Raw genomic sequence first — 23116 nt, 5'->3', positions numbered from 1 at the left:
CCCGAAAAGGGCGTGCTTCACCGCCACACCGGCGAAGCGGTGCGGACAAGAGTCAGTCGAAAGCGGGCAGATGCCCAGTTCAGCGAGGCAAAGTCACCCGGATGCAAGACCCGGGGTCCACCACGCCGATCGTGCCGCCGTGCAGGTCCACCACCCAGCGGGCGATGGCGAGCCCGAGCCCGGTCCCGCCACCACCCGCTCTCTCCCCTCGGGTGAACCTCTCGAAGATCCGCGACCGGTCCTCGACCGCGATGCCGGGCCCCTCGTCGCGGACCTCCAGCACCACAGCGGTTGCCGACGCGAACCCGGACACGGACACCAACCCCCCGGTGGGTCCGTGCCGGGCAGCGTTGTCCACCAGGTTCACCAACACCTGGTGCAAACGCTCCCCATCAGCGAAAACAGTCAGATCTCCGGCGACGTCGATCGAGAACGAGGCGGTGGGCGCCGACACCGCGGCCTCCGCCACCACGTCGGCCACCAGGGAGGACACCGGCAACGTCTCCCGGTTCAGCGACAGCACCCCGGCGTCGATCTTCGACAGGTCGAGCAGTTCGGTGACCAGGCGTCCCAGCCGTTCGGTCTGGGCGAGCGCGGTCTTCATGGTCGCCGCGTCGGCCACGGCCACGCCGTCGACCACGTTCTCCAGCACGGCCTGCAACGCCGAGATCGGTGTTCGCAGCTCGTGCGACACGTTCGCGATCAGCTCGCGTCGTTGCTGGTCGGCGGCGGCCAGGTCGGCGGCCATCACCGTGAACGCCTCGGCGAGCTGCCCGACCTCGTCCGAGGACGTCGCCCGGACCGACCGCGAGTAGTCCCCGGACGCCATCGACCGGGCGGCGGAGGTCATCTCCCGCAGTGGCGAGGTCATGCCGTGCGCGAGCAACTGCGAGGTCAACAGACCCAGCACCAACGCGATCAACGTCGTCCGCGGCGGCAACCACCCGGTCACGTAACGGAAGTACGCGAATGACACACACCCGGACACCACGATCACGATGCCGAGCTTGAGCTTGATCGACCGCACCGAGTCCAGCGGACGCGGCAACAGGTCGAGCAGGTCCAGCAGGCGCTTCACGGTGACACCTTCCGCGCGGGTACCTCCAGCGCGTACCCCACCCCGTGCACGGTCCGGATCAGGTCGGCCCCGAGCTTGCGCCGCAACGCCTTCACGTGGCTGTCGACCGTCCGCGACGACGCCCCCTCGTGCCACCCGCACGCCTCCGCCAGCAGCCGTTCGCGCGCTTGCACCGCGGACGGCCGCTCGGCCAGGAACACCAGCAGGTCGTACTCGGTCGGAGTCAGGTGGGCCTCGACGCCCGCCCTCGACACCCGGCGCGAGGCCAGGTCGATCAGCAGGTCGCCGAGTTCCATCGAATGCGACGCCACCGCGCGCGACACCCGCCGCAGCAGCACGTGCACCCGTGCCGCCAGTTCGCGCATCGAGAACGGCTTGGTCAGGTAGTCGTCCGCCCCCACGGCGAGCCCGACCAGCAGATCGGTCTCGTCCCCCCGCGCGGTCAGCATCAGCACCGGCACCGACCGCGACGCCTGGATCCGCCGGCACACCTCGAGCCCGTCGAACCCCGGCAGCATCACGTCCAGAACCACCAGGTCAGGGAGGAACGAGGCCGCGAGCGCCACCCCGGACGGCCCGTCGTGGGCCACCGCCACCTCGAAGCCCTCCGCCCGCAGCCGCGCGGCCACGGACTCGGCGATCGTGATGTCGTCCTCCACGACGAGCACCCTGCGCTGACCTGTCATGGCGGCGACTTTATGGGTATGTCGTGGAGGACGCCGGGACAAGTTGTGAAGATCGTGTGCAGACCTGCGAGGTAGGTTCGTGCCATGAACGTCCTCGAAGCGGTCCTGGAGAGGATCACGTACGCCAACGAGGACAACGGCTACACCGTCGCCAAGGTCGACACGGGCCGAGGAGACCTGGTCACGGTGGTCGGCGCGTTGCTCGGCGCGCAGCCGGGTGAGTCGATCCGCATGCGCGGCACCTGGGGCTCGCACCCGCAGTACGGCAAGCAGTTCCTCGTCGACGACTACACGACGATCCTGCCCGCGACGATCCAGGGCATCCGCCGCTACCTCGGCTCCGGCCTGATCAAGGGCATCGGCCCGGTGCTCGCGGACAAGATCGTCACCCACTTCGGCGTGGACGCCCTCGACGTCATCGAGAAGTCCCCGGAACGCCTGATCGAGGTCCCGAAGCTCGGCCCCAAGCGCACCAAGCTCATCGCGGACGCCTGGGAGGAGCAGAAGGCCATCAAGGAGGTCATGGTCTTCCTGCAGGGCGTCGGCGTCTCCACGAGCCTCGCCGTCCGCGTCTACAAGCAGTACGGGGACAAGTCCATCGACGTCGTCCGGGACGAGCCGTACCGCCTGGCCAGTGACGTGTGGGGGATCGGCTTCAAGACCGCCGACGTGATCGCGAAGGCCGTCGGCATCCCGCACGACAGCCCGCAGCGCGTGAAGGCGGGCCTGCAGTTCACGCTCTCCGAGGCCACCACCGACGGCAACTGCTACCTGCCGGAACAGGCCCTCATCGCGGACGCCATCAAGATCCTCCAGGTCGACACGGGCCTCGTCATCGACTGCCTCGCGGAACTGGTCGAGGAAGAGGGCGTGGTCCGCGAGGAACTCCCCGACGACGAGATCGCCGTCTACCTGGTGCCGTTCCACCGCGCCGAGATCTCGATGGCCTCGCAGCTCAAACGCCTGCTGCACGCCGACGCCGACCGCATGCCGAGCTTCGCGACCGTCGACTGGGACAAGGCCCTCGCCTGGCTCGGCACCGACCTGGAGGAGCACCAGGCGGCGGCGGTGAAGCTCGCGCTCACCGAGAAGGTCGCCGTCCTGACCGGCGGTCCCGGCTGCGGCAAGAGCTTCACGGTCCGCTCGATCGTGCGCCTGGCCCGGGCGAAAGGCGCCAAGATCGTGCTGGCCGCCCCCACCGGACGTGCCGCGAAGCGCCTCACCGAACTGACCGGCCACGAGGCCCGCACCGTCCACCGCCTGCTCGAGCTCAAGCCCGGCGGCGACGCGGCGTACGACCGCGACCACCCGCTCGACGCGGACCTCGTGGTCGTCGACGAGGCCTCGATGCTGGACCTGTTGCTGGCCAACAAACTCGTGAAGGCCGTTCCGCCCGGTGCCCACCTGCTGCTCGTCGGTGACGTCGACCAGCTGCCGTCCGTCGGCGCGGGCGAGGTGCTCCGGGACGTGCTGGCGCAGGGCAGCCCGATCCCGAACGTCCGCCTCACGCACATCTTCCGCCAGGCCCAGGAGTCCGGCGTCGTCACGAACGCCCACCGCATCAACAGCGGCGACTACCCGATCGTCCAGGGAATGCCGGACTTCTTCCTCTTCAGCGCCGACGAGGCCGAGGACGCGGCCACGCTGACCGTCGACGTCGTCGCGAACCGCATCCCGCGCAAGTTCCGCCTCGACCCGCGCAAGGACATCCAGGTCCTCGCCCCGATGCACCGCGGCCCGGCCGGTGCCGGCGCGCTCAACACCGTGCTGCAGGAGGCGTTGACGCCGTCCAGGGACAACCTGCCCGAGAAGCGCTTCGGCGGCAGGGTGTTCAAGCTCGGCGACAAGGTCACCCAGATCCGCAACAACTACGACAAGGGCAAGAACGGCGTCTTCAACGGCACCCTCGGCGTCGTCATCGCGCTGGACACCGTCGAGCAGAAGCTGACCATCCGCACCGACGAGGACGAGGAAGTCGACTACGAGTTCTCCGAGCTCGACGAACTCAGCCACGCCTACGCCATGACCATCCACCGCTCACAGGGCAGCGAGTACCCGTGCGTGGTCATCCCGATCACGACCAGCGCGTGGATGATGCTGCAACGGAACCTGCTCTACACCGCCGTCACCCGCGCGAAGAAGCTCGTGGTGCTCGTGGGCAGCAAACGCGCCATCGGCCAGGCCGTGCGCACGGTCGGGGCGGGCCGTCGCCACACAGCGCTGGCCCACCGCCTCAGAACAGCACAGACGTTCTGATTTTCGTCAGTCCACGCTGCGGACGATGACGGGCTCCAGGCCCTCGTCGTCGTCTGTCAGGGAGCCGCGCCACGGGAAGGACATCTCGGCGACACCGTCGTTGTAAAGGTGGTCCATGGCTTGCACTCCCGCTTCCGCACGACGACCGCTGTGATGCCAGGCGGAATGATATTGATTTTCGTCACACCGCGCCAAGTCGCCACCATTGGCGTCCCAAGAACCGGACGGTAATCATCCGGTCGGTCGAACGGAGTGGCGATGATCGGCCGAACGGCCCATCATCGTCGATCATGCGGACCGCCGTCGCCCTGCTCGCCTCCCTCGCCCTCCTGTCCAGTCCCGCTCCGGCCCCAGCGGAAGGTCCACAAGCGACGTACGTGCTGCGCGTGCCCGCCCCGAAGGGTGAGTCCGCGCAACGGTTGCTGGCTCTCGGCTACGACGTGCTGGAACAGCGCGACGGCGACGACCTGTTCGTCGTCGGCGACCAGAAGACCTCGCGGGAGCTCCGCACCGACGGGTACCCGTCCACCGTCGAGAAGACGATGCCTCCGTCCCCGTGGGCACCGCGTTCGCTCGGCGACGCGACCTACTACGGCGGCTACCGGACCATCACCTCGCACCTCGCCCACCTCGACGAGGTCGCCCGCGAACACCCCGATCTCGCGACCGTCGTCGACTACGGCGATTCCTGGCGCAAGACCCAGGGCAACGGCGGCTACGACCTGAAAGCCGTCTGCATCACGCGGAAAGGCCCCGGAGACTGCGCTTTGACGCCGACCGCGCCGAAGCCCCGCCTGTTCGTGATGGGCCAGCTGCACGCCCGCGAGATCACCACCGGCGACATGGCGTGGAGGTTCATCGACGACCTGGTCGGCTCGGACCTCACCACGATGCTCGCCGACCTGGAGGTCTGGGTCGTCCCGATCGCCAACCCGGACGGCGTCGAGATCGTCGAGTCCGGCGGCGACTCGCCCGTGCTGCAGCGCAAGAACGCCAACGGCACCTGCACCTCCGGCTCGCGCGGCGTCGACCTCAACCGCAACGCGGGCTCGCACTGGGGTGAGGTCGGCTCGTCCACGAGCAAGTGCAGCGAGACGTACCGGGGACCGCGCGCCGACTCCGAGGTGGAGGTCCAGGCGCTGGAGTCGTTGTGGCGCAAGCTCTACCGCGACACGCGCGCGCCCGGCGACACCGCGGCGGCCTCCGCCGACACGACCGGTGCCGTGATCTCCATGCACAGCTACGGCGACTACGTGCTCTTCCCGTGGGGCTGGAGCACGCAGAAGTCCGGCAACGACGCGGCGCTGCGCAAGATGGCGAACGACATGGCCGCGCTGTCCGGGTTCACGGCCGGCCAGCCCGGCGAGGTGCTCTACAACGCCTCCGGCGCCACCGACGACTGGGTGTACGACGACCTGGGCGTGCCGAGTTTCGTCTGGGAGATCGGCACGAACTCGGGCAGGTGCGGTGGCTTCCTGCCGCCGTTCTCGTGCCAGCGGGAAGCACATTGGCCGAAAGTGCGTCCCATGCTGGTTTCGGCCATGAAGGCAGCAAAACGCCCCTATTGAGCGTTGTGGGGGCATGGGGACACGTCTACTGGCCACCACAGCCGCATTCAGCCTGCTCTTCACTGGAACAGCGGTCGCCGACGACACGCAGGTCGACCGCCGGATCGTTCAGGAAGGGCTGGACGAACTCGCCGCCACGGGAGTCGCCCAGGGCACTCAGGCGCACGTCACGGACGGCCGGACCCGCTTCACCGCGCGGTCCGGCACCGCCGAGATGAACAGTCCGCGTCCGGTCCCGCTCCACGGCCGGTTCCGCGCCGGCAGCATCACCAAGTCCTTCACGTCGACCGTCGTGCTGCAGCTCGCGGGCGAGGGGAAGGTCGACCTCGACGCACCGGTCGTCCGCTACCTGCCTGGCCTGGTCGACAGCCGGATCACCGTCCGTCACCTGCTCCAGATGACCGGCGGCCTCTACAACTACACGGACTCGCTCGCGTTCGACCCGCAGGGCTTCGAGCCCATCAGGTTCCGGCGGTGGCAGCCGGAGGAGCTCGTCGCCATCGCCACCGCGAAGCCGCTCGACTTCGAGCCGGGCACGAAGTGGAACTACTCCAACACCAACTACGTCGTCCTCGGCCTGGTGATCGAGAAGATCACCGGCAGGCCCTACGAGAAGGCCGTCGCCCAGCGGGTGCTGAAGCCGTTGCGCCTCGACGACACCACCTTCCCGGGCGACGACGTGGAGATCCGCGGACCGCACGCCCACTCCTACGGCATCGTGAACGGGAAGCCGGTCGACACCACGCGCTGGAACCCGTCCGTGTTCTGGGCCGCCGGTGACGTCATCACGACCACCCGCGACCTCAACGCCTTCTACGCCGCGTTGCTCGGAGGCAAGCTGCTCAAGCCCGCCCAGCAGGCCGAACTGACCAGGACGACCGCGGTGAGCACCGACTACGGTCTCGGCGTCTTCGTGGAGAAGGCCCCGTGCGGCACCACGATCATCGGGCACCCCGGCGGTGTTCCCGGCTTCGCGAGTTATGCCTACTCGTCCCCGGACCTCCAGCGCCGCGTGGAGCTCTCGATCAGCTCCGGCGTCGGTACCGGCGACCCGACGAACGCGTACACCAAGCTGATCAACGAGATCTTCTGCTGACGACTCTCAGCAAAACCCCTAGGGACTACGTACGACTGAAGGTGGATGCGCGGTGATGCCCAGCCTCGATTAGCTGTGGGGCATGGGGATTCGATTGGTAGCCACAGTCACCGCGACGAGCCTGCTGGCGCTGACCACCGTGGGGGTCGCGTCGGCGGACACGTCGTCGGTCGACCGCAAGGTCATCCAGCAGGCGCTCGACCAGGTCACGCAGAGCGGGGCGGCCCTGGGCGTGCAGGCCAGGATCACGGACGGACGGCAGCGCTTCACCGCCGGTTCCGGCACGGCCGAACTGAACACCACCAGGCCCGTGCCGGAGAACGGCAGGTTCCGCGTCGGCAGCATCACCAAGACGTTCGTGTCGACGGTGCTGCTGCAGCTCGCGGGTGAGGGGAAGGTCGACCTGGACGCGCCGGTCGTCCGGTACCTGCCGGGGCTGATCGACAGCCGCATCACCGTCCGCCAGGTCCTGCAGCACACGAGCGGACTCTTCAACTACACCAACACGTTGCCGCTCAACCCGGACGAGTTCGAGAAGATCCGCTACAAGAACTGGTCGCCGCAGGAACTCCTCGCGCTCTCCACGTCCAAGCCGCTCGACTTCGAGCCCGGCACCCAGTGGAACTACTCCAACACCAACTACGTCGTCGCCGGTCTGCTGATCGAGAAGCTCACCGGCAAGCCGTACGAGAAGGCCGTCGAGCAGCGGATCCTGAAGCCGTTGCGCCTCAACGACACCGAGGTGCCCGGCAACAAGGCCGCCATCAGCGGCCCGCACGCCCGCGCCTACTGGACCGTGGCGGGCAAGCCGTCCGAGATCACCCGCATGAACCCGTCGGTCGCCTGGGCCGCCGGCGAGATGATCTCCACGACGCGTGACCTCGACACGTTCATCACCGCGTTGTCGGGCGGCAAGCTGCTCAAGCCCGCGCAGCAGCAGGAGATCAGCAAGACCACGGCCGTCAGCCCGCAGTACGGACTCGGCCTGCAGGTCGAGACCCTGCCGTGCGGCACGAAGGTGTGGGGCCACGGAGGTGGCATCCCCGGCTACTCCTCACAGCTGCTGAGCACGCCGGACAGCAAGAAGCGCTTCGAGATGAACGCCACCAGCGGACCCACCGACGGTGACCCCGGTGACGCCTTCAACAAGATCCTCACCGAGGTCTTCTGCTGATCATGAGACTGGTGGCGACCCTCACCGCCGCCGCCCTGATCGCCACGTCCGGTGTCGCCTCCGCGGCACCGGACGGGCGGGGTGGTGTGCAGGAGATCATCGACGAGCTGACGAGGTCCGGCGGCGCCGTCGGCATCCAGGCGCGGATCAACGGCCGTGACACGGTCCGTTCCGGCGTCGCCGAGCTCGGCACTCGCAAGCCCGTGCCGCACGGCGGAACCTTCCGCATCGGCAGCGTGACCAAGCCGTTCGTGTCGACCGTCGTGCTGCAGCTGGCCGGCGAAGGCAGGCTCGACCTGGACGCCCCGGTCGTCCGGTACCTGCCGGGCCTGGTGGACGTGCGCATCACCGTTCGTCAGCTGCTGCAACACACGAGCGGCCTCTACGACTACGCGCAAGCACTCCCGCTGGACCCCGCCGGGTTTCCCTCGATCCGCTTCCGGTCGTGGACCCAGCAGGAACTGGTCTCGATCTCCACGAGCCGCCCGCTCGGCTTCACCCCGGGCACGGCGCAGAGCTACTCCAACACCGGTTACGTCGTGCTGGGGCTGCTGATCGAGAAGCTCACCGGCAGGCCGTACCAGGAGGCGGTCGAACGACGGATCCTGAAGCCGTTGCAGCTCAGGGACACCATGCTGCCACGCACCACTGTGGACGTTCCCGGTCGGCACGCCCACGGCTACTACCCCGGCGCGGACGGAAAGCCGGTCGACGTCACGCGCCTCAACCCGTCGTGGGGAGGAGCGGCGGGGGAGATGATCTCGACGACCCGCGACCTGGACACGTTCCTGGCGGCGCTGCTCGCCGGGAAGCTGCTGAAGCCGGTTCAGCAGGAGGAACTGCTGCGCACGACGGAGGTGAGTCCGGGCTACGGCCTGGGCGTCGCGGTGGCGAAACTCCCCTGCGGCACCACGGTCTACGGCCACGACAGCTCGATCCACGGCTACGCGTCGTTGATGCTCGGCACGCCCACCGGCACGCGGTTCGAGCTGTCGGCCACCGAGGACGGCAGCGGCATCGGGCCGGGCGAGGGGTATCGCAAGCTGCTGGACGTGGTCTTCTGCTGATCCGGGCAAAACAAAAGGGGAGCTGGGTTGACCCAGCTCCCCTCCCGGCGTTGTAGAAGGACTACCCGAGGGCGTTCTTCATCGCTGTGATCAACTCACCGTTCGCGGTGTCACCCGTGAGCTCCCAGAAGAACGCGCCGCCGAGACCCTGGCTGCGTGCCCACTGGATCTTGCTGGTGATCGTCTGCGGAGTGTCGTAGCTCCACCACTGGCCGTTGCAGAACGCGTAGGCGGTGCCGGCGATCGTGCCGGTGGCGGGACACTTCGTCTTCAGGACCTTGTAGTCCTCGATACCGGCCTCGAACGTGCCCGGAGCCGGTCCGGTCGCCGTGCCACCGGGGGCAGCCTGCGTCACACCCTGCCAGCCGCGGCCGTAGAAGCCGATGCCGAGCAGGAGCTTGCTGGCGGGAACGCCCTTGGAGCGCAGCTTCGAGATCGCGGCCTCGGAGTTGAAGCCGGCGGTCGGGATGCCGGTGTACGACGTCAGCGGGGAGTGCGGAGCCGTCGGGCCCTGCGCCGCCCAGCCACCGAAGTAGTCGTACGTCATGACGTTGTACCAGTCGAGGTACTGCGACGCGGGACCGTAGTCGGCGGCGTCGATCTTGCCGCCGGCCGAACCGTCAGCCGTGATCGCGGCGGTGACGAGGAAGTTCTGGCCGAACTTGTTGCGCAGCGCCTGAGCCATGTTCGCGAACGCGGCCGGACCACTGGTGTCGCAGGACAGACCACACGCGTTCGGGTACTCCCAGTCGATGTCGATGCCATCGAACAGGCCGGCCCAGCGCGGGTCCTTCAGCAGGCTGTAGCAGGAGTCGACGAAGGCAGGCAGGTTGCGCGAAGCCTCACCGAAACCGCCGGACCAGGTCCAGCCACCGAACGAGTAGAGCACCTTGATGTGCGGGTACTTCTTCTTCAGCTTGAGCAGCTGGTTGAAGTTGCCGCGCACCGGCGCGTCCCACACGTCAGCAACGCCGTCGACGCTCTCCGCCGCCGTCATCGACTTCTCGATGGCGGGGAAGGTCTCGCCGATGGTGCACTTGCCACCGATCACGTTGCCGAACGAGTAGTTGATGTGCGTGAGCTTCGACGCCGAACCCGAGGTGTCGATGTTCTTCACCTGGTAGTTGCGCGCCGGGTAGACACCCCACTCCGCGAAGTAGCCCAGGTTGATCTTCCCCGGAGGCGGGGGCGGGCCGGTCGTGGTGGTCGTGGTGGTGGTCGTCGTCGACGTGGTGGTCGACGTGGTCGTGGTGGTCGTCGGGTTGGTCCCGCCGGCCTCACACGAACCACCGTTGAGCTTGCAGTTGGTCGGCGCACCGAACGTGCCGGAGTAGGAGCCGTTGAAGCCGAAGCTCACCGACCCGCCGACACCGATGCTGCCGTTCCAGGTGTTCTTGACCGTGACGGTCTGACCGCTCGTGGTGTACGAGCCGTCCCAAAGCGAGGTGACCTTGTGGTTGGCGGGAAGCGTGAACTCGACGGTCCACGACGACAGGGCCGCCGCGCTGTTGTTCTTGATCGTGTACTTGCCCTCGAAGCCCGTTCCCCAGTCCGAACCCTTGGAGAACGTGGCGGAAACGCCACCGGCGCCGCTGGCAGCGGGCACGACGACGATTCCGAGGACCATCGCGGCGACTGCCGCGAAGAGAGCAGCTAGATGCCATCGGAACTTGGACATCGGTCTCCTCAGTCGCAGGGGGTACCGGAACGATGTGGTTTAGACCACTCGAAGGTCAAGGTCTAGACCTCTGCCGTCACTCGAATGGAGCAGTTCGAAAACGGTTTAGTAGGGCCGGGATGTCCGGTTCTGGTCTAGTTGGTTAACCATTGGAGGGGTTCCGAGACAACAGCCCTTCGGGTTGAGTTTCGGTTGAGCGACTGCACAAAGAGGACGGTCGGCCCTAACTTCGTTCCATGCCAAAGCGTTTCTCCACGGCGCGTGGGCGCGAGTTCGGTGACGCGGTGCGTGCCGCGCTGGCCGCCACGGGCATGACCGCGCGCCTGATCTGCGAGAAGATCGACTGGGACCCGGGCAAGTTGTCCGACCTCTTGAACGGCAAGGGTGGCTGCTCAGAGGTCGACATGGCGATCCTGCTCAGCTTCTGCCGAATCGCTCCAGAGGAGCGCGACCACCTGCTGCGACTGTTCCGCGAGACAGACACCAAGGACTGGTGGCAGAAACACGGTGACCACCAGCCGATCCTGCCTCGCACGTGGTTCGAGCACTTGCGGAAGGCCAAGGACTTCACCAGTTGGTGCCCTCTGCTCTTTCCTGGCGTGCTCCAGGTGCCGGACTACACGCGGGCCGTCATCCTCGCGAGCGCGAACGCCCCTCGTGAGGAGGTGGAGCAACGAGTGGCCGCTCGCCAGGCGACGCAGGAAGTCTTCAAGCAGCGGCTTGAGTGCACCTTCTACATCCACGAGCAGGTGCTCGTGCTTCCCGTTGGTGGCTGGGACGTGCTTCGAGACCAGTTGCACCACCTGCTGAGGATGCTGGTGCGGCCGTACATCGACGTCCGGATCATTCCCACGGACGCCGGTGCGCACGCGGGGTTCGGTGGCGCCTTCGACCTCATGACGTTCGACAGGTACGAACCCACGGTCTTCCTGGACACCGAGAACTCGACCCTGATCGTCGAGAGCGCTGCCGCTGTCAAGGCGCACAGCGAGGTGCTGACATCACTCAAGGCGATTGCGTTGGATGCGGAACAATCGCGAGAGAGGATCACCAAGCTAGCGACCTGAGGAGGCGCCGGTCATGTGGCGCAAGAGCAGCTACAGCGCGAACGCCCAGAACTGCGTCGAGGTCGGTCGTCGTGTCGGCGTGCGTGACAGCAAATCCCCCGCCACCCACCTCCCTGTCGCGCCGCCTTCGTGGTCCGCGTTCCTGCTCTCCGTGAAAGCCGGGAAGTTCGCACGTTCGGGTCAAACCACCTAGTCCGCCGCGCACCCCCACCCACCTCGCGCCGACGATGGCCGAGTGACCTTCAGCGTTCCTGAACAGGCAAAACGAACACCCAGCCTCGACTCGATCCACGCCGCGCTGGCAGACCTGCGCGCCGGCAGGCCCGTGATCGTGGTCGACGACGAAGATCGTGAGAACGAGGGCGACCTGGTCATGGCGGCCGGGCACGCGACGCCGGAGGCGCTCGCGTTCTACGTCCGGCACACGAGCGGTCTGATCTGTGCGCCGCTGAGCGCGGAGGTCGCCGACCGGATGCGGCTGCCGCTGATGGTCCAGGACAACGAAGACCCGGAGGGCACCGCGTACACGGTGTCGGTCGACAGCACGCACGGCATCGGGTCCGGCATCTCCGCCGCTGACCGCGCACGCACGCTCCGTGTGCTCGCTGACCCCGTGAGCACGCCTCAGGACGTGCGTCGGCCTGGGCACGTGTTCCCGTTGCGCGCGAGGGCGGGCGGTCTCGCCGAACGGCGCGGGCACACCGAGGCCGCGGTCGAGTTGATGCGGCTCGCGGGGGAGGCTCCGGTCGCCGTGATCAGCGAGGTGTGCGACGAGGACGGGGGCGTCGCGAGGTTCCCGCTGCTCAGGGCGTTCGCGGACGAGCACGCGCTCAAGCTCGTGTCCATCGAGCAGATCGCGGCCTTCGTGCCGGAGGGTGTGGTGGCGCTGTGACGCTTCTGGCGACCATTTTCGACCTCGACGAGACCCTCGTCGACAGCGCCGGGACGTGGAACCAGGTGATCGGTGCCGTCGCCGCCCGCCACGACTACCGGTGGACGCCCGCCGACTGGGCTGCGATGCAGGGCACCTCGACGTGGAGCGCCTACCTCGCTGAACGGTGCCAGGGCCTCACGCCCGAGCGCGCGTCGTCCGAGTGCGTGGACGGCATGGTGGACGCGATCTCGCGCGGCGCCTTCGGGATGATGCCCGGCGCGGCGGAACTCGTTGCCCTGGCGGCGGAGCTCGGGCCGGTCGGGCTGGTGTCGGCGTCGCCGCGACGGTACGTGCGCGCCGCGGCGTCCGCGTCCGGGTTGCGGCGGCACGTCGAGGCGATCGTGACCGGTGACGACGTCACGCACGGCAAGCCCGCGCCCGACCCGTACCTGCTCGCCGCGCGCAAGCTCGGGCTCGAGCCCGAGAACTGCCTCGTGATCGAGGACTCGGCCTCGGGCATCCGTTCGGCGCACGCGGCCGGCATGACCGTGCTCGCGATTCCGAACGCCACCACGGCCCGTGACACCGAGGTGCTCGAGCTGGCGGCGTGCACGGCGTCCGACGCGCGGGTGGCCGCCAAGGAGATCTGCCGGCTGTGGGTCGACGTGTACGCCCTCAGCCGATAGCCCGCTCCGCGCCCCACGCGGCGATGTCCTCGCGGCTCTGCAGGCCCAGCTTGTCGCGCAGCCGCAGCAGTCGCGAGGCCACGGTGCGCACGGAGACGTTCAGGCGGTTGGCGATCTGCTGGTTCGTCAGGCCCGTCGTGAGCAGCGCGATCACGCGCCGTTCGTGGTCGTCGAGAGAGTCGAACGCGGCTTCCGTGCGGTCGAGCCACAGCTCGTCCTGGATGAACGCCTCGGTCTCCGCCGCGGTCAACGGCGTGGAGGCCGCCTCTGCGCGCGCGACGGAGAGCACCAGCCGTGCGGTGCGCATGGCCCCGGCGACCTTCTCCGCCCAGAACGGGTTCGGCACCACACCGACAGACCGGCGCATGGCTCGTCCGGTCGCTTCCAGCCGTAGCGCGCGCTCGGCTTGTCCGCGCGTCAATGCGACTACGGCCAGGCCTTCCAACGCGTCGGGGGCCGTCAACGGGTTGAGGCCGTCCATGCGCAGTGCCTCCTGGAAGGCGTGCGTGGACTCGTCCAGGTCGCCCTGCACCAACGCGACGGCGCCGCGTGTGTTCAGTGCGGACGCGATGCGCGCGGGGACGCCTGACGCGCGTGAGATGGGCAACGCGGACATGACGTTCTTCTCGGCGCGTTCGTGCTTGCCCAGCGACAGCTCCGTGCGTGCCAAATCGACCAACGCCGTCGCACGGGCGAGAGGTTCGCCCAGCAACTCCGCGACGCGCAGGCACTCGGTGTTGCTCACGTCCGACGCCTCCCACTCGCCGGACGACTGCTGCACGGCCGCCAGCGTGCTGCGGCTGCTCATCACGAGCGCGGGCTGTCCGATGCTCCTGACCAGCCGCGACGCCTCGCTCGACAGCTCCAGGGCCTCGTCGTGGTCGCCCTGCTCGGCGGCGAACCGGGCGGCGTGGTTCAGGGCCACGCAGCGGTAGTCGTCGCGGGCGGACGGCCGGCGCAACGCGTCCCGCAGCATCACCCGCGCCTGCCCGAACCGGCCGCGTCGAGCGGCGCAGTCTGCCAGTGCCGAGGTGAGCAGCAGCAGGCGTTCGTCGCCTCGGTCCGCCGCCCACTCGACGGTGCCGAGCAGGCTGTCGACGTGGTTGTCGAGCCTGTGCTGCACGTCCGCGGACATCGACAGCGGCGCGGTGAGCAGCACGTCCGACAGGTCCGTGAACCAGCGGGCCAGCGCCTCGTAGGCGACGTCCAGCTCGCCGGCCGCCAGCAGCTTCTCCCTGGCGTGCAGCCGGATCGTCTCCAGCTGCCGGAACCGGGTCGTGCCGGGGATGGCCGTCAGCAACGACTTCGCCTGCAGCCGCGACAGCACGTCCAGCACCGGTTCCGCGGAACGTTCCGACGAGCAGACCTCGTTGGCCGCCGTCAGGTCGAAGCCGCCGTCGAAGACGGACAGCCGCCGCAACGCGAACTGTTCGTCGGGCTGCAGTAGCTGGTAGCTCCAGTCGATGGCCTCGCGCAACGAACTCTGCCGCGACGGCGACTTGCGGCAGCCCAGCGTCAACAGCTCCAGCGGCTCGTCCATGCGGTCGCAGATGTCCGCGACCGGCAGCAACTGGACCCAGCGCGCCGCGAGTTCGATGGCGAGCGGCATGCCCTCGAGCCGGGCGCACAGCAACGCGACGGCGGCGGTGTTGTCGAGGGTGAGCCGGAAGTCGGGCTTGCGCTCGCGAGCCCTGTCCACGAACAGCTTCACGGCGTCGGACCGTGGTGCCGCCGTCGTCACCAGGTCCCGATCCGTTGAGGGGACGGGCAGTCCCTCGACGTGGAAGCTGACCTCGCCGGTGATCCACAGGGCCTCGCGGGACGTCGCGAGCACCCGGATGCCGGGGCAGCGGCTGAGGAGCACGTCGGTGAGTTCGGCGCACGTGTCGAGGAGGTGCTCGCAGTTGTCGAGGACCACGACCACTTTCATGTTCACGAGCGTCTCGACCACGGTGTCGCGCAACGGTTCGTCGGTCACCGCGGTCACTCCGAGCGCGTCAGCGAGGGCTGGCATGACGTCTCGGGAAGCGGTGATCTCGCCCAGCGCGACGAGGAGCACTCGGTCGGTCCGGCCGCGCCGCATCCGTCCGGCGGCCTCCAGCGCGAGCCTCGTCTTGCCCGCACCCGCACCGCCGACGAGCGTAACGAGACGATGCCGGCGCAGGAGCTGGTCGAGCTTGGACAGTTCCTGCTGGCGCCCGACGAACGTGTCGCGCGCGGCGGGCAGGTTCGAGAGCACGCGCACGTTCTGCCTGGTGGCGGGGGCTGCCGTGGACACCGTGACCCGGCGGCGGTAGGCCCGTTGGCGGCACGCGTTGGAGCAGTAGGACCTGCGTTGCTCGGAGGTGGCGGGAGGCATCGTGCCGTCGCACAGCGCGCAACGCCCGTTGCTTGTCATGAGTCCTTCTCCTCAAGCCGTAACGGCAGGCCGTTCCTGTCTCGGTGCGGCGTTCGCGCAGGTGGTGGGTGGTGAGCCGTTATGTGCAACCCGTTACGGCACTGCATGCGCGAGACGGTTCGCAACCTGCTCGTTATGCCTACCTTCCGGTAGCTCTCGTTCGGGAACAAACTGGTGACTGGTCCGGTCTGACAGGGAGTGCGCATGACGTTGACGACGAGCACCTCGTGGGCGAGCGCAGGTCTGCAACTGGTGGACAAGCCGCGCACGATCACGGTCGGCATCGCCGACGACGAGGTCCTGATCCGCACGGGCGTCCGCGGGCTGCTGGAACGCTCCGGCAACGTCGTGGTCGTCGGCGAGGCGGGGGACGGCGGCGGAGCGCTCGAACTCGCGCGGCGCCAGCGTCCGCAGGTCCTGCTGATGGACGCGTCCATGCCCGGCATGGAAGGGCTCGCGGCAGTTCGGCTGGTGCGCAGGCACGTGCCCGGCACGCAGGTGATCATGCTGTGCACCCAGCAGACCGAGGAGATGCTCTTCCCCGCGTTGCGGGCCGGCGCCGCCGGATTCCTCTTCAAGAACGGCGAACCCGACGCGCTCGTGAAGGCCGTGCGTGCCGTCGCCGCCGGGGAGGCGATCCTCTCGCCGTCCGCGACGCGTGCGTTGATCGACCACTTCACCGGCGCCGACTCGGAACGTCGTGACGCCGCGCGCAGCCGCATCAGCCTGCTCACTCGGCGAGAGCAGGAAGTGTTGGTGTACCTGGCGCAGGGCATGGCGAATGCACGGATCGCACGGCTCATGTACCTCTCAGAAGGGGCCATCAAAGCCCACGTCAGCCGACTGCTGACGAAACTCCGGTGCGACAACCGCGTCCAGGCCGCTCTCATCGCACGCGACGCCGCCCTTCCATGCTGAACTGACATCTGTTGCAACGGCGCGATGGTCAGCCTAGCCACGGATTTTCGCGCCGCGAAGCAGGTCACCCGGTTGGCCCCGTCCGGAATGATGTCGCTTTCCCGCCAGCGTCTCGGTTGGAATGGCGTCACACTGGCAGGCATGCGGCTGAGCACGTTCTCGGAACGGTTGCCCTTTCAAGCACCCTTGTGTCCCGACAACCTGTTCGGCCACCTCATCGCCACCGCCGTGCCCGGCGTAGAGGAGTGGCGGGACGGTGTCTACCGGCGCACCTTGCGACTTCCTTCCGGTTTCGGCATCGCGTCTTTGCGGCCGTTCACAGATCACATCGCGTGCACGCTGGAACTGTCCGATCCTAGCGATTTGGTCAGTGCTCTAGACCTTTGCCGGTTTCTGCTCGACCTCGACGCCGATCCATTCGTGGTGGATGCGGCGTTGTCCGCGGATCCGCTTTTGGCGCCGTTGGTTTCGGCCGCTCCCGGACGACGTGTGCCGCGCACGGTCGACGGTGCTGAGTTCGCCATTCGCGCTGTGCTGGGGCAGCAGGTGTCGACGAAGGCCGCGCGCACGCACGCCGCACGCCTCGTGGCGGCTCACGGCACACCAGTGGGCGACCTGTTCCTGTTCCCGTTGTCGTTCGACGTCGGTGAGCTGGCGATGCCGGAGTCCCGCCGGCGCACGATGGCCGCGTTGCTGGGGGCGCTGGAGTCCGGTTTGGACCTGTCGCCCGGCGCGGACCGGGCCGTCGCGCGCGAAGGACTCAGGGCGCTGCCGGGCTTCGGGCCGTGGACCGTCGAGTCGATCCTGATGCGCTCTTTGGGCGACGACGACGCGTTCCTGCCGACCGATCTCGGAATCCGGTTGGCCGCGGAGGCTTTGGGGCTGCCCTCGACGCCGGCGGCGCTGGTCAGGCGTGCGGAGGCGTGGCGGCCGTGGCGGGCGTACGCGGTGCAGCACCTGTGGGCGACCGGTGATCACGAGGTGAACCGAATCCCGGCCTGACCTGCACGCTCGAGTACATCGCCGTCGAGCCGTCCCGCACGAAACCGGGCAGCGCCGGTGGATCCTGCGCACGTCCTTGCAGGGCCTCGAAAACCTCCAGTGCCGTCGCCGGGCGTCCGCCCGGGTCCTTGGCCAGCAGGCGTTGCACCAACGGGTCGAGCGCGCCCGGGACGGGTCGCGGCGCCTCCTTGACGTGCTTGTCGAACACCGCGTAGGCCGTCGGGCCGGTGAAGAGTTGTTCGCCCGTCAGCATCTCGTGCAGCACGCAGCCCAGCGCGTACAGGTCGCTGCGGGGCTCGGCGGTGCCGCGCTGGATCTGTTCCGGGGCCATGTAGCTCGGCGTGCCGAGGATCTGGCCCGCTCGGCTGAACGGCGCGACGTCGCTCTCCTTGAGCAGCGCCAGGCCGAAGTCGAGCACCTTGACCGCGCCGTCCGGGCACAGCATCAGATTGGTGGGCTTGAGATCCCGGTGGCAGATGCCTTCCTCGTGCGCCGCCGCCAGGACCGCCGCCGTCTGCGCGGCGATGTTCGCGGCCCATGCCTCCGGGAGCGGGCCGAACTCGCCGACCAACTCGTCGATCGTGACGCCGTCGACGAACTGCATGACCTGGAAGAGGCGCTGCTCGAACGTCCCGTAGTCGTACAGGACGGGTACGCCGGGGTGCTCCAGCCTGGCGACGATCCGGGCCTCGCGCGCGAACCGTTGCGCCACCTCGTCGTCACTGCCGGGCAGGCGCAGCAGCTTGACCGCGACACGGCGATCCAGGCGCAGGTCCCGGCCCTTGTGCACGGCACCCATGCCGCCCCGCCCCAGCGGCAGGTCGTCGATCTCGTAGCGGTCGGCGATCAGCACCCGCGAAGCCTAACTGCCGTCATGCCGGCTTGATCTGCCCGTTGAGAAGTCCGTGATACCCGAGGTGAACGAGCGAGGCTGCTTCTTCCAGACCGGCTTCGAGTGCCTTGAGCTGCGCGAACACCTGTCCATAGCGCCGTTGCCCGTCGATCGGCAGCGACGGGACCTGGGTGCGGCGCACGTCGAGCCGGGTCGATCCCGTCGGAGTCCGGGCGAACGCGGCGCGCAGCACACCCTCGAGGAAGTCCGGGTCGACCTTGCGCGGGTCGATCTCGTACGTCGCGCCGGTGGGGGACGTGACGACGTGCCGGCCGGGCGCCGCGCGGACCAGTTCGCCGATGGTGGTCATCGGGGGAGCGGCCTGTTCGCGCAGCTCAGGCAGTGCGGGCAGGGCGAACGTCGGCTGGGCCGCGAGGTAGGCGGACGCGTCGGTGCCGGTGCGCCGCGACGGGCTGAGGTCGACGTCGTCGTCCAGCAGGTCGATGACGCGCGTGTTCGGGTCGAGCGGTCCGGGGGTGTCGAGTAGCGCGATGTGTTCGGGCGCGCGGCCGATCGGGTTCCGCAGCAACCACAGGTCCCGTCCCGGTTGCACGGTCATCACGGCCCGGATCGCCCCGGCGCGGAGGAGGTTGCCGCGGATTCGTTTGCCGGGCCTGCGCGACGCCGCCGCAGACGGCAGGAGGATCGCGATGAGCCCGCCGGGTTTGGCCAGCGACAGGCAGTGCTGCAGCCACGCCAGCTCCGGCTCGCCGCGCGGGGGCAGCCCGTAGGTCCAGCGGGCGTCGCCGACCAGTTCCTCGTGCCCCCACGTCCGGTCGTGCCACGGCGGATCGCACACCACCGCGTCGGCCTTCTCCTGGATCCCGTTGTGCCGCAACGAGTCGCCGGTGAAGATCTGCGCGTGCGGCAGCCGGCGCCGCGCGATCACCGCGGACACGGGATCGAGCTCCTGCCCGATCTTGTTGCGCGCCTTGGAGGCCTTCAGCAGACTCCCCGTGCCGCACGCCGGGTCGACCACCGTGTCGCCGTCCGTCGTGGCCAGGACGACCTCGACGATCTCAGGCGGAGTGGGGTTCAGCAGCCGCGAATGGGCCTCCAGGTACCGCTCGTGGAGGAACTCGAACGTCTCCGCGTCGGCCTCGACCCCGGCCAGCGCCTCACCGAGCCTGAGGTCATCGTGCGTCCGCAGCTGGGTCCACATACGCTCGGCCGGCGAGACCCGGAACGGCTTCCCGTTGCTCTTCAACCATGACTCGACGTCGCGCAACAGGTACAACGGACTGGAGGCCGTCCCGCCGACCGGTGACGGGAAGTCCTCGAACCGCCGCCGCCAGTTCGACACCGCCGCTCGCCCCACATCGGCGAGGCGAGCGATGTCCCCGGCGTTGACCGTCTCATCCATGGTTCACAACCGTATTGCTTGTGAACTCACTTCACAACTGCTCTACTGGAGACATGACACACGAGCTGCGCATCGCCGTGGCGACCGATCCTGGGCTCGTTCGCGAGCACAACGAGGACTCGGTCTACGTCCGCGCGGACTTGCAGGCCGTGGCGGACGGCATGGGCGGCCACGAGCACGGCGAAGTGGCCAGCGCACTCGCGGTGAACGTCCTCGCGGGCTGGGAGGGCGACCTGGGCCCGGCGGTCGCCGAGATCGCCCGCAGACTCGACGCCGAAACCCCCCAGGGCGCCGGCACGACCCTGACCGCCATCCGCTGGGAGGGCCTCGCCTTCCAGTTGGCGCACGTCGGCGACTCCCGCGCGTACGTGCTCAGGGAAGGCGAACTCCGCCAGATCTCCCACGACCACACCATGGTCCAGGCCCTGGTCGACGCCGGCCGCATGACACCGGAGGAGGCCCGCGACCACCCGCGCCGCGCGTACGTCCTGCGCGCCCTGCAGTCCGGCAACTCGCACGACCCGGACCTCACGTGGCACCAGGCGAAGGTGGAGGACCGGTACCTGCTCTGCAGCGACGGCCTCACCGACTACACCGACCTCGACGACGTGCACGAGATCCTGCTGTCCACTGAGGACGGTACGGAGGCGGCGTGGCAGTTGGTGGCGCTGGCGAACGGCAACGGCGGGCCGGACAACATCACGTGCGTGATCATCGACGTGGTGCGTAAGAAGTGGTGGCAGCGCTAACGAATCCCGCTACGGTCACGGCATGACGACTGGTGGGGGCCTCAGTCTGGGCGCGGCGGCCGCGCGTCGCCTGGCCGAACTGGACTGCTGTGACATCGCGCCAGGGCTGACCGACGCGGAGCTCGCGCGCATCGAGGCCGAGCACGGCTTCGAGTTCGCCGACGACCACCGCGCGTTCCTCCAGGCCGGTCTGCCGGTGAACACGCCCTACATGTCGGAGGCGGGCGTCTTCCACACCTGGGAGCAGCCGTGGCCGGAGTGGGGTGGCGACGACCCGGAGGAACTCCGCCTGCAGCTCGACTGGCCGGTCAAGATGGTGCTGGGAGAAGTCGAGCGGGGCGAGCACTGGAACCCGGCCTGGGGTGAGCGGCCGGACGCGCTCGAGACAGCGGTGGAGGTGGCTCGGCAGGAGCTGGCGGAGGTGCCCAGGCTGCTCCCCGTCTACGGCCACAGGTTCGTGCCCGCGGGGCGCGACATGTCCGGGCACCCGGTGTTGTCCATGTGGGGAACGGACATCATCTGCTACGGCACGGATCTGCTCGACTACGTGAACCGGGAGTTCGCGGCGCCCGCTCTCCCGGGCGACCGGGCGCCGCGTGCCACCGTGCCGTTCTGGAGCGACTACCTGTAGCCGCAATGGAAACGGCCCCCGGCGCATCGCACCGGGGGCCGCAGCTCTGAGAGGTGTTACAGGTTGGCCGGCATGCCCGACTCGTCGGCGGCCGCGGTGGAGGAACCGGAGAGCAGGTCCTTCACGATCTTGTTGGCTTCCTTCACGGCCGGCGTGATCATCTTGATCTTCACCTTGCCGTTGGTCATCTTGCCGCCGACCTCGAACGTCTTGTCCTCACCGGGCAGCGGGAGCGCCTGGCAGCCGGTGAACTGCTTGCGCGGGGTCGCACCGGTCTGGAAGTAGAAGACGATCGGGTCGTCGACGCAGTCCGTGTTGTACGGGAACAGGCCGTGCGAACCCTCGTTGTCGACGCTGAGCAGCTTGGCGTTCGGCAGCGCCTTCGCGGTGGCGAGGCCACCCTCGTAGGCGGTGGCGGCGTCGAGCTCGGACTGCGCGACCAGCAGACGCGGGAACGTCTTCTTGTCCGGCTTCGGCATGGCGTTCTTCGTCGGCCAGTAGGCGCACAGCGGCGTGCTCATGAACGGCGCGATGAACGGCGCGTTCACGGTCAGGTCGGCGAGCCAGTAGTTCCAGTAGTGCAGGTTCTGGTTCCACTGACCGTCCTGGCAGCGGATGGCCTCGAACGTCGCGTCCCAGGTCTCGACCTCGGCGGCGGCGGTCGTGGACTTGACCGCGACGCGCTCCTTCTTGGCGATGGCGGCGAGGGCGTTGTCCTTGGCCTTCGCGATGAACGCCTTGTTCTCGGCGGTGAGGCCCGGCGTCGTCAGCATCTTCGCGACGAGCTGCTCGACCTTCTCCGCGTCGGTGCCGGTGGCCGGGGTGCCGATCACGGCGGACACCGCGGCGGCGGCGGTCGGGTACTGGGTGGTGTCGTACATGGCCGGAATCACGAACCACGCGACGAACAGCTGACCCAGGAACTCACGGGTGCCGCCGGCCTTCTCCCAGTTGCGGCGGATCTCCATCGGGTCGGTGCCCTGGCCGTACTCGGCGTCGTTGCGCGCCATGTACGGGAGCAGCGCCTCCTGGAACTGGCGGTCGCGGGTGCGCGGCTGCAGGTCCCAGGTGTTCTCGAGGGTCGACTGCGAGGCGTCGACGGCCGAGTCGAGCAGGAAGCGGTGGGCCTTGCTCGGGAACGTGGCGGCGTACCAGGTGCCGAGCCACGTGCCGTAGGAGTAGCCGATGTAGCTCATCTTCTTCTCGCCGAGCACGACGCGGATGAAGTCCATGTCGTATGCGGTCTGCTCGGTGGTGATGAACTTGGTCAGCGGGTTCTCGAGGCAGCCGTCGACCTTCGCCTTGTTCAGCACGTTGACGTCGGTGCTGTTCGGGACGGTGTAGCTGCAGGTGAGCGGCGAGGAGAGGCCGACACCGCGCGGGTCGAAGCCGATGAAGTCGTACTGGCCCGCGAGGACCGGGGTGCGCAGGGCCATCGCCGCGCCCCACGGCAGGCCGGAGCCGCCGGGGCCACCGGGGTTGACCAGCGCGATGCCCTGGCGGCTGGTGCCCTTGTAGGCCGTCTCGGTCTTGGAGACGCGGATGCCGATCGTGTTGCCGTCGGCCGGGTTGTGCCAGTCGCGCGGGACCTGGATGGTCGCGCAGGCGAGACCCTTGACGGTCTTGAACCTGGCGACGGTCTCGGGTGCGACGCCGGGGAAGGTGCACTCCTCCCAGGTGACCTTCTGCGTCGCGAGCGCGCCGGAGAGCTTGGCCGTGTCCGGGTCCTGCTTGGCGGCCGCGCCGGCCGCCGGCGTGAGCACGATGCTCGTCGCGATCAACGCCCCTGTGACCGCGGCGATGCCGCCTCTGAAGTACTGCCTCACTGTGGATCCCTTCCTGCCCCCGCACGGCCTGGGTGAGACCGCGCTTGCAACAGAGGAGAAAGGAAAAAACTGCGTTTAACACTCCTGGGTGATGGCAGAAAGTCGCC

At 68.5% G+C, this 23116-nt stretch carries 19 protein-coding genes and 1 pseudogene; 13 read left to right on the top strand and 7 right to left on the bottom strand.

The window, feature by feature from the left end; translation table 11 throughout:
• Positions 1-79 precede the first annotated feature (79 nt).
• Both PV646_RS05255 and PV646_RS05250 read right to left on the bottom strand, forming a co-directional pair.
• Positions 80-1078: a HAMP domain-containing sensor histidine kinase gene (locus PV646_RS05255; protein WP_500340323.1), complete on the bottom strand. Its 999-nt coding sequence runs from the start codon at positions 1076-1078 to the stop codon at positions 80-82.
• Positions 1075-1764 carry a response regulator transcription factor gene (locus tag PV646_RS05250; RefSeq protein WP_500340321.1) on the bottom strand — a complete coding sequence of 230 codons (690 nt, stop codon included), beginning with the start codon at positions 1762-1764 and terminating at the stop codon, positions 1075-1077. Before PV646_RS05250 ends, PV646_RS05255 begins: the two co-directional genes overlap by 4 nt.
• A gap of 84 nt (positions 1765-1848) precedes the next feature.
• Here PV646_RS05250 and recD2 point away from each other — a divergent pair, with 84 nt between their 5' ends.
• The 5 genes from recD2 (at position 1849) to PV646_RS05225 (ending at position 8925) form a co-directional block, all read left to right on the top strand.
• Positions 1849-4020: an SF1B family DNA helicase RecD2 gene (gene recD2, locus PV646_RS05245; RefSeq protein WP_500340320.1), complete on the top strand. Its 2172-nt coding sequence runs from the start codon at positions 1849-1851 to the stop codon at positions 4018-4020.
• Between the two features lie 290 nt (positions 4021-4310).
• Positions 4311-5588, top strand: coding sequence for a M14 family zinc carboxypeptidase (locus PV646_RS05240; RefSeq protein WP_500340319.1), 1278 nt, complete (start codon positions 4311-4313; stop codon positions 5586-5588).
• A 13-nt stretch (positions 5589-5601) separates the two neighbouring features.
• The gene (locus tag PV646_RS05235; RefSeq protein ID WP_500340318.1) at positions 5602-6684 is read left to right on the top strand and encodes a serine hydrolase domain-containing protein; all 1083 of its coding nucleotides are present in this window, start codon (positions 5602-5604) and stop codon (positions 6682-6684) included.
• 82 nt (positions 6685-6766) lie between these two features.
• Positions 6767-7858 (top strand): serine hydrolase domain-containing protein, encoded by a 1092-nt coding sequence (locus PV646_RS05230; RefSeq protein ID WP_500340317.1) that lies wholly within the window; start codon positions 6767-6769, stop codon positions 7856-7858.
• A gap of 2 nt (positions 7859-7860) precedes the next feature.
• Positions 7861-8925: a serine hydrolase domain-containing protein gene (locus PV646_RS05225; RefSeq protein WP_500340316.1), complete on the top strand. Its 1065-nt coding sequence runs from the start codon at positions 7861-7863 to the stop codon at positions 8923-8925.
• A gap of 61 nt (positions 8926-8986) precedes the next feature.
• Here the strand turns inward: PV646_RS05225 and PV646_RS05220 are convergent, their stop codons facing one another.
• Positions 8987-10552: a glycosyl hydrolase family 18 protein gene (locus PV646_RS05220; protein ID WP_500342269.1), complete on the bottom strand. Its 1566-nt coding sequence runs from the start codon at positions 10550-10552 to the stop codon at positions 8987-8989.
• Between the two features lie 287 nt (positions 10553-10839).
• Between PV646_RS05220 and PV646_RS05215 the strand changes: the two genes are divergently transcribed.
• From PV646_RS05215 to PV646_RS05200, 4 genes are read left to right on the top strand one after another with little or no spacing between them, the layout of a single operon-like run.
• Positions 10840-11670 carry a helix-turn-helix domain-containing protein gene (locus tag PV646_RS05215; RefSeq protein WP_500340315.1) on the top strand — a complete coding sequence of 277 codons (831 nt, stop codon included), beginning with the start codon at positions 10840-10842 and terminating at the stop codon, positions 11668-11670.
• 13 nt (positions 11671-11683) lie between these two features.
• Positions 11684-11863: a DUF397 domain-containing protein gene (locus PV646_RS05210; protein ID WP_500340313.1), complete on the top strand. Its 180-nt coding sequence runs from the start codon at positions 11684-11686 to the stop codon at positions 11861-11863.
• A gap of 42 nt (positions 11864-11905) precedes the next feature.
• Entirely contained in the window at positions 11906-12562 is a 657-nt protein-coding gene (ribB, locus tag PV646_RS05205) for a 3,4-dihydroxy-2-butanone-4-phosphate synthase (protein WP_500340312.1), read from the top strand.
• A complete protein-coding gene (locus PV646_RS05200) occupies positions 12559-13230 on the top strand; it encodes an HAD family hydrolase (protein ID WP_500340311.1) in 672 nt (223 codons plus the stop codon). Before ribB ends, PV646_RS05200 begins: the two co-directional genes overlap by 4 nt.
• Here the strand turns inward: PV646_RS05200 and PV646_RS05195 are convergent.
• The gene (locus PV646_RS05195) at positions 13220-15628 is read right to left on the bottom strand and encodes an ATP-binding protein (RefSeq protein ID WP_500340309.1); all 2409 of its coding nucleotides are present in this window, start codon (positions 15626-15628) and stop codon (positions 13220-13222) included. The two genes, PV646_RS05200 and PV646_RS05195, sit on opposite strands and share 11 nt — an antisense overlap.
• Positions 15629-15832: 204 nt before the next feature.
• Between PV646_RS05195 and PV646_RS05190 the strand changes: the two genes are divergently transcribed.
• Positions 15833-16546: a response regulator gene (locus tag PV646_RS05190; protein WP_500340308.1), complete on the top strand. Its 714-nt coding sequence runs from the start codon at positions 15833-15835 to the stop codon at positions 16544-16546.
• A 30-nt stretch (positions 16547-16576) separates the two neighbouring features.
• Positions 16577-17548 (top strand): annotated as a pseudogene (locus PV646_RS05185) (DNA-3-methyladenine glycosylase family protein); the annotation flags it as partial.
• Here the strand turns inward: PV646_RS05185 and PV646_RS05180 are convergent.
• Entirely contained in the window at positions 17454-18401 is a 948-nt protein-coding gene (locus tag PV646_RS05180; protein WP_500340307.1) for a serine/threonine-protein kinase, read from the bottom strand. The pseudogene PV646_RS05185 and the gene PV646_RS05180 sit on opposite strands and share 95 nt — an antisense overlap.
• Before the next feature lie 19 nt (positions 18402-18420).
• Positions 18421-19803 (bottom strand): HsdM family class I SAM-dependent methyltransferase, encoded by a 1383-nt coding sequence (locus tag PV646_RS05175; protein ID WP_500340306.1) that lies wholly within the window; start codon positions 19801-19803, stop codon positions 18421-18423.
• 53 nt (positions 19804-19856) lie between these two features.
• Between PV646_RS05175 and PV646_RS05170 the strand changes: the two genes are divergently transcribed.
• Both PV646_RS05170 and PV646_RS05165 read left to right on the top strand, forming a co-directional pair.
• Positions 19857-20552 (top strand): PP2C family protein-serine/threonine phosphatase, encoded by a 696-nt coding sequence (locus PV646_RS05170; protein ID WP_500340305.1) that lies wholly within the window; start codon positions 19857-19859, stop codon positions 20550-20552.
• A 22-nt stretch (positions 20553-20574) separates the two neighbouring features.
• A complete protein-coding gene (locus PV646_RS05165; RefSeq protein ID WP_500340304.1) occupies positions 20575-21183 on the top strand; it encodes an SMI1/KNR4 family protein in 609 nt (202 codons plus the stop codon).
• Positions 21184-21239: 56 nt separating this feature from the next.
• Here PV646_RS05165 and PV646_RS05160 read toward each other — a convergent pair whose 3' ends face one another.
• On the bottom strand, positions 21240-23009 hold the full coding sequence (locus PV646_RS05160) for an alpha/beta hydrolase (RefSeq protein ID WP_500340303.1): 1770 nt from the start codon (positions 23007-23009) through the stop codon (positions 21240-21242).
• Positions 23010-23116 lie beyond the last annotated feature (107 nt).

Source organism: Streptomyces sp. ID05-26A (assembly GCF_033794685.1).
Taxonomy (GTDB): Bacteria; Actinomycetota; Actinomycetes; order Mycobacteriales; family Pseudonocardiaceae; genus Lentzea.
This window is presented reverse-complemented; position numbering and strand designations above follow the sequence as displayed.

Excerpts from the sequence above, each read along its gene's own strand:
- PV646_RS05250 (WP_500340321.1), bottom strand. The coding sequence starts at position 1,764 with ATGACAGGTCAGCGCAGGGTGCTCGTCGTGGAGGACGACATCACGATC.
- recD2 (WP_500340320.1), top strand. The coding sequence starts at position 1,849 with ATGAACGTCCTCGAAGCGGTCCTGGAGAGGATCACGTACGCCAACGAG.
- PV646_RS05240 (WP_500340319.1), top strand. The coding sequence starts at position 4,311 with ATGCGGACCGCCGTCGCCCTGCTCGCCTCCCTCGCCCTCCTGTCCAGT.
- PV646_RS05235 (WP_500340318.1), top strand. The coding sequence starts at position 5,602 with ATGGGGACACGTCTACTGGCCACCACAGCCGCATTCAGCCTGCTCTTC.
- PV646_RS05230 (WP_500340317.1), top strand. The coding sequence starts at position 6,767 with ATGGGGATTCGATTGGTAGCCACAGTCACCGCGACGAGCCTGCTGGCG.
- PV646_RS05225 (WP_500340316.1), top strand. The coding sequence starts at position 7,861 with ATGAGACTGGTGGCGACCCTCACCGCCGCCGCCCTGATCGCCACGTCC.
- PV646_RS05220 (WP_500342269.1), bottom strand. The coding sequence starts at position 10,552 with ATGGTCCTCGGAATCGTCGTCGTGCCCGCTGCCAGCGGCGCCGGTGGC.
- PV646_RS05215 (WP_500340315.1), top strand. The coding sequence starts at position 10,840 with ATGCCAAAGCGTTTCTCCACGGCGCGTGGGCGCGAGTTCGGTGACGCG.
- PV646_RS05210 (WP_500340313.1), top strand. The coding sequence starts at position 11,684 with ATGTGGCGCAAGAGCAGCTACAGCGCGAACGCCCAGAACTGCGTCGAG.
- PV646_RS05195 (WP_500340309.1), bottom strand. The coding sequence starts at position 15,628 with ATGACAAGCAACGGGCGTTGCGCGCTGTGCGACGGCACGATGCCTCCC.
- PV646_RS05190 (WP_500340308.1), top strand. The coding sequence starts at position 15,833 with ATGACGTTGACGACGAGCACCTCGTGGGCGAGCGCAGGTCTGCAACTG.
- PV646_RS05175 (WP_500340306.1), bottom strand. The coding sequence starts at position 19,803 with ATGGATGAGACGGTCAACGCCGGGGACATCGCTCGCCTCGCCGATGTG.
- PV646_RS05170 (WP_500340305.1), top strand. The coding sequence starts at position 19,857 with ATGACACACGAGCTGCGCATCGCCGTGGCGACCGATCCTGGGCTCGTT.
- PV646_RS05165 (WP_500340304.1), top strand. The coding sequence starts at position 20,575 with ATGACGACTGGTGGGGGCCTCAGTCTGGGCGCGGCGGCCGCGCGTCGC.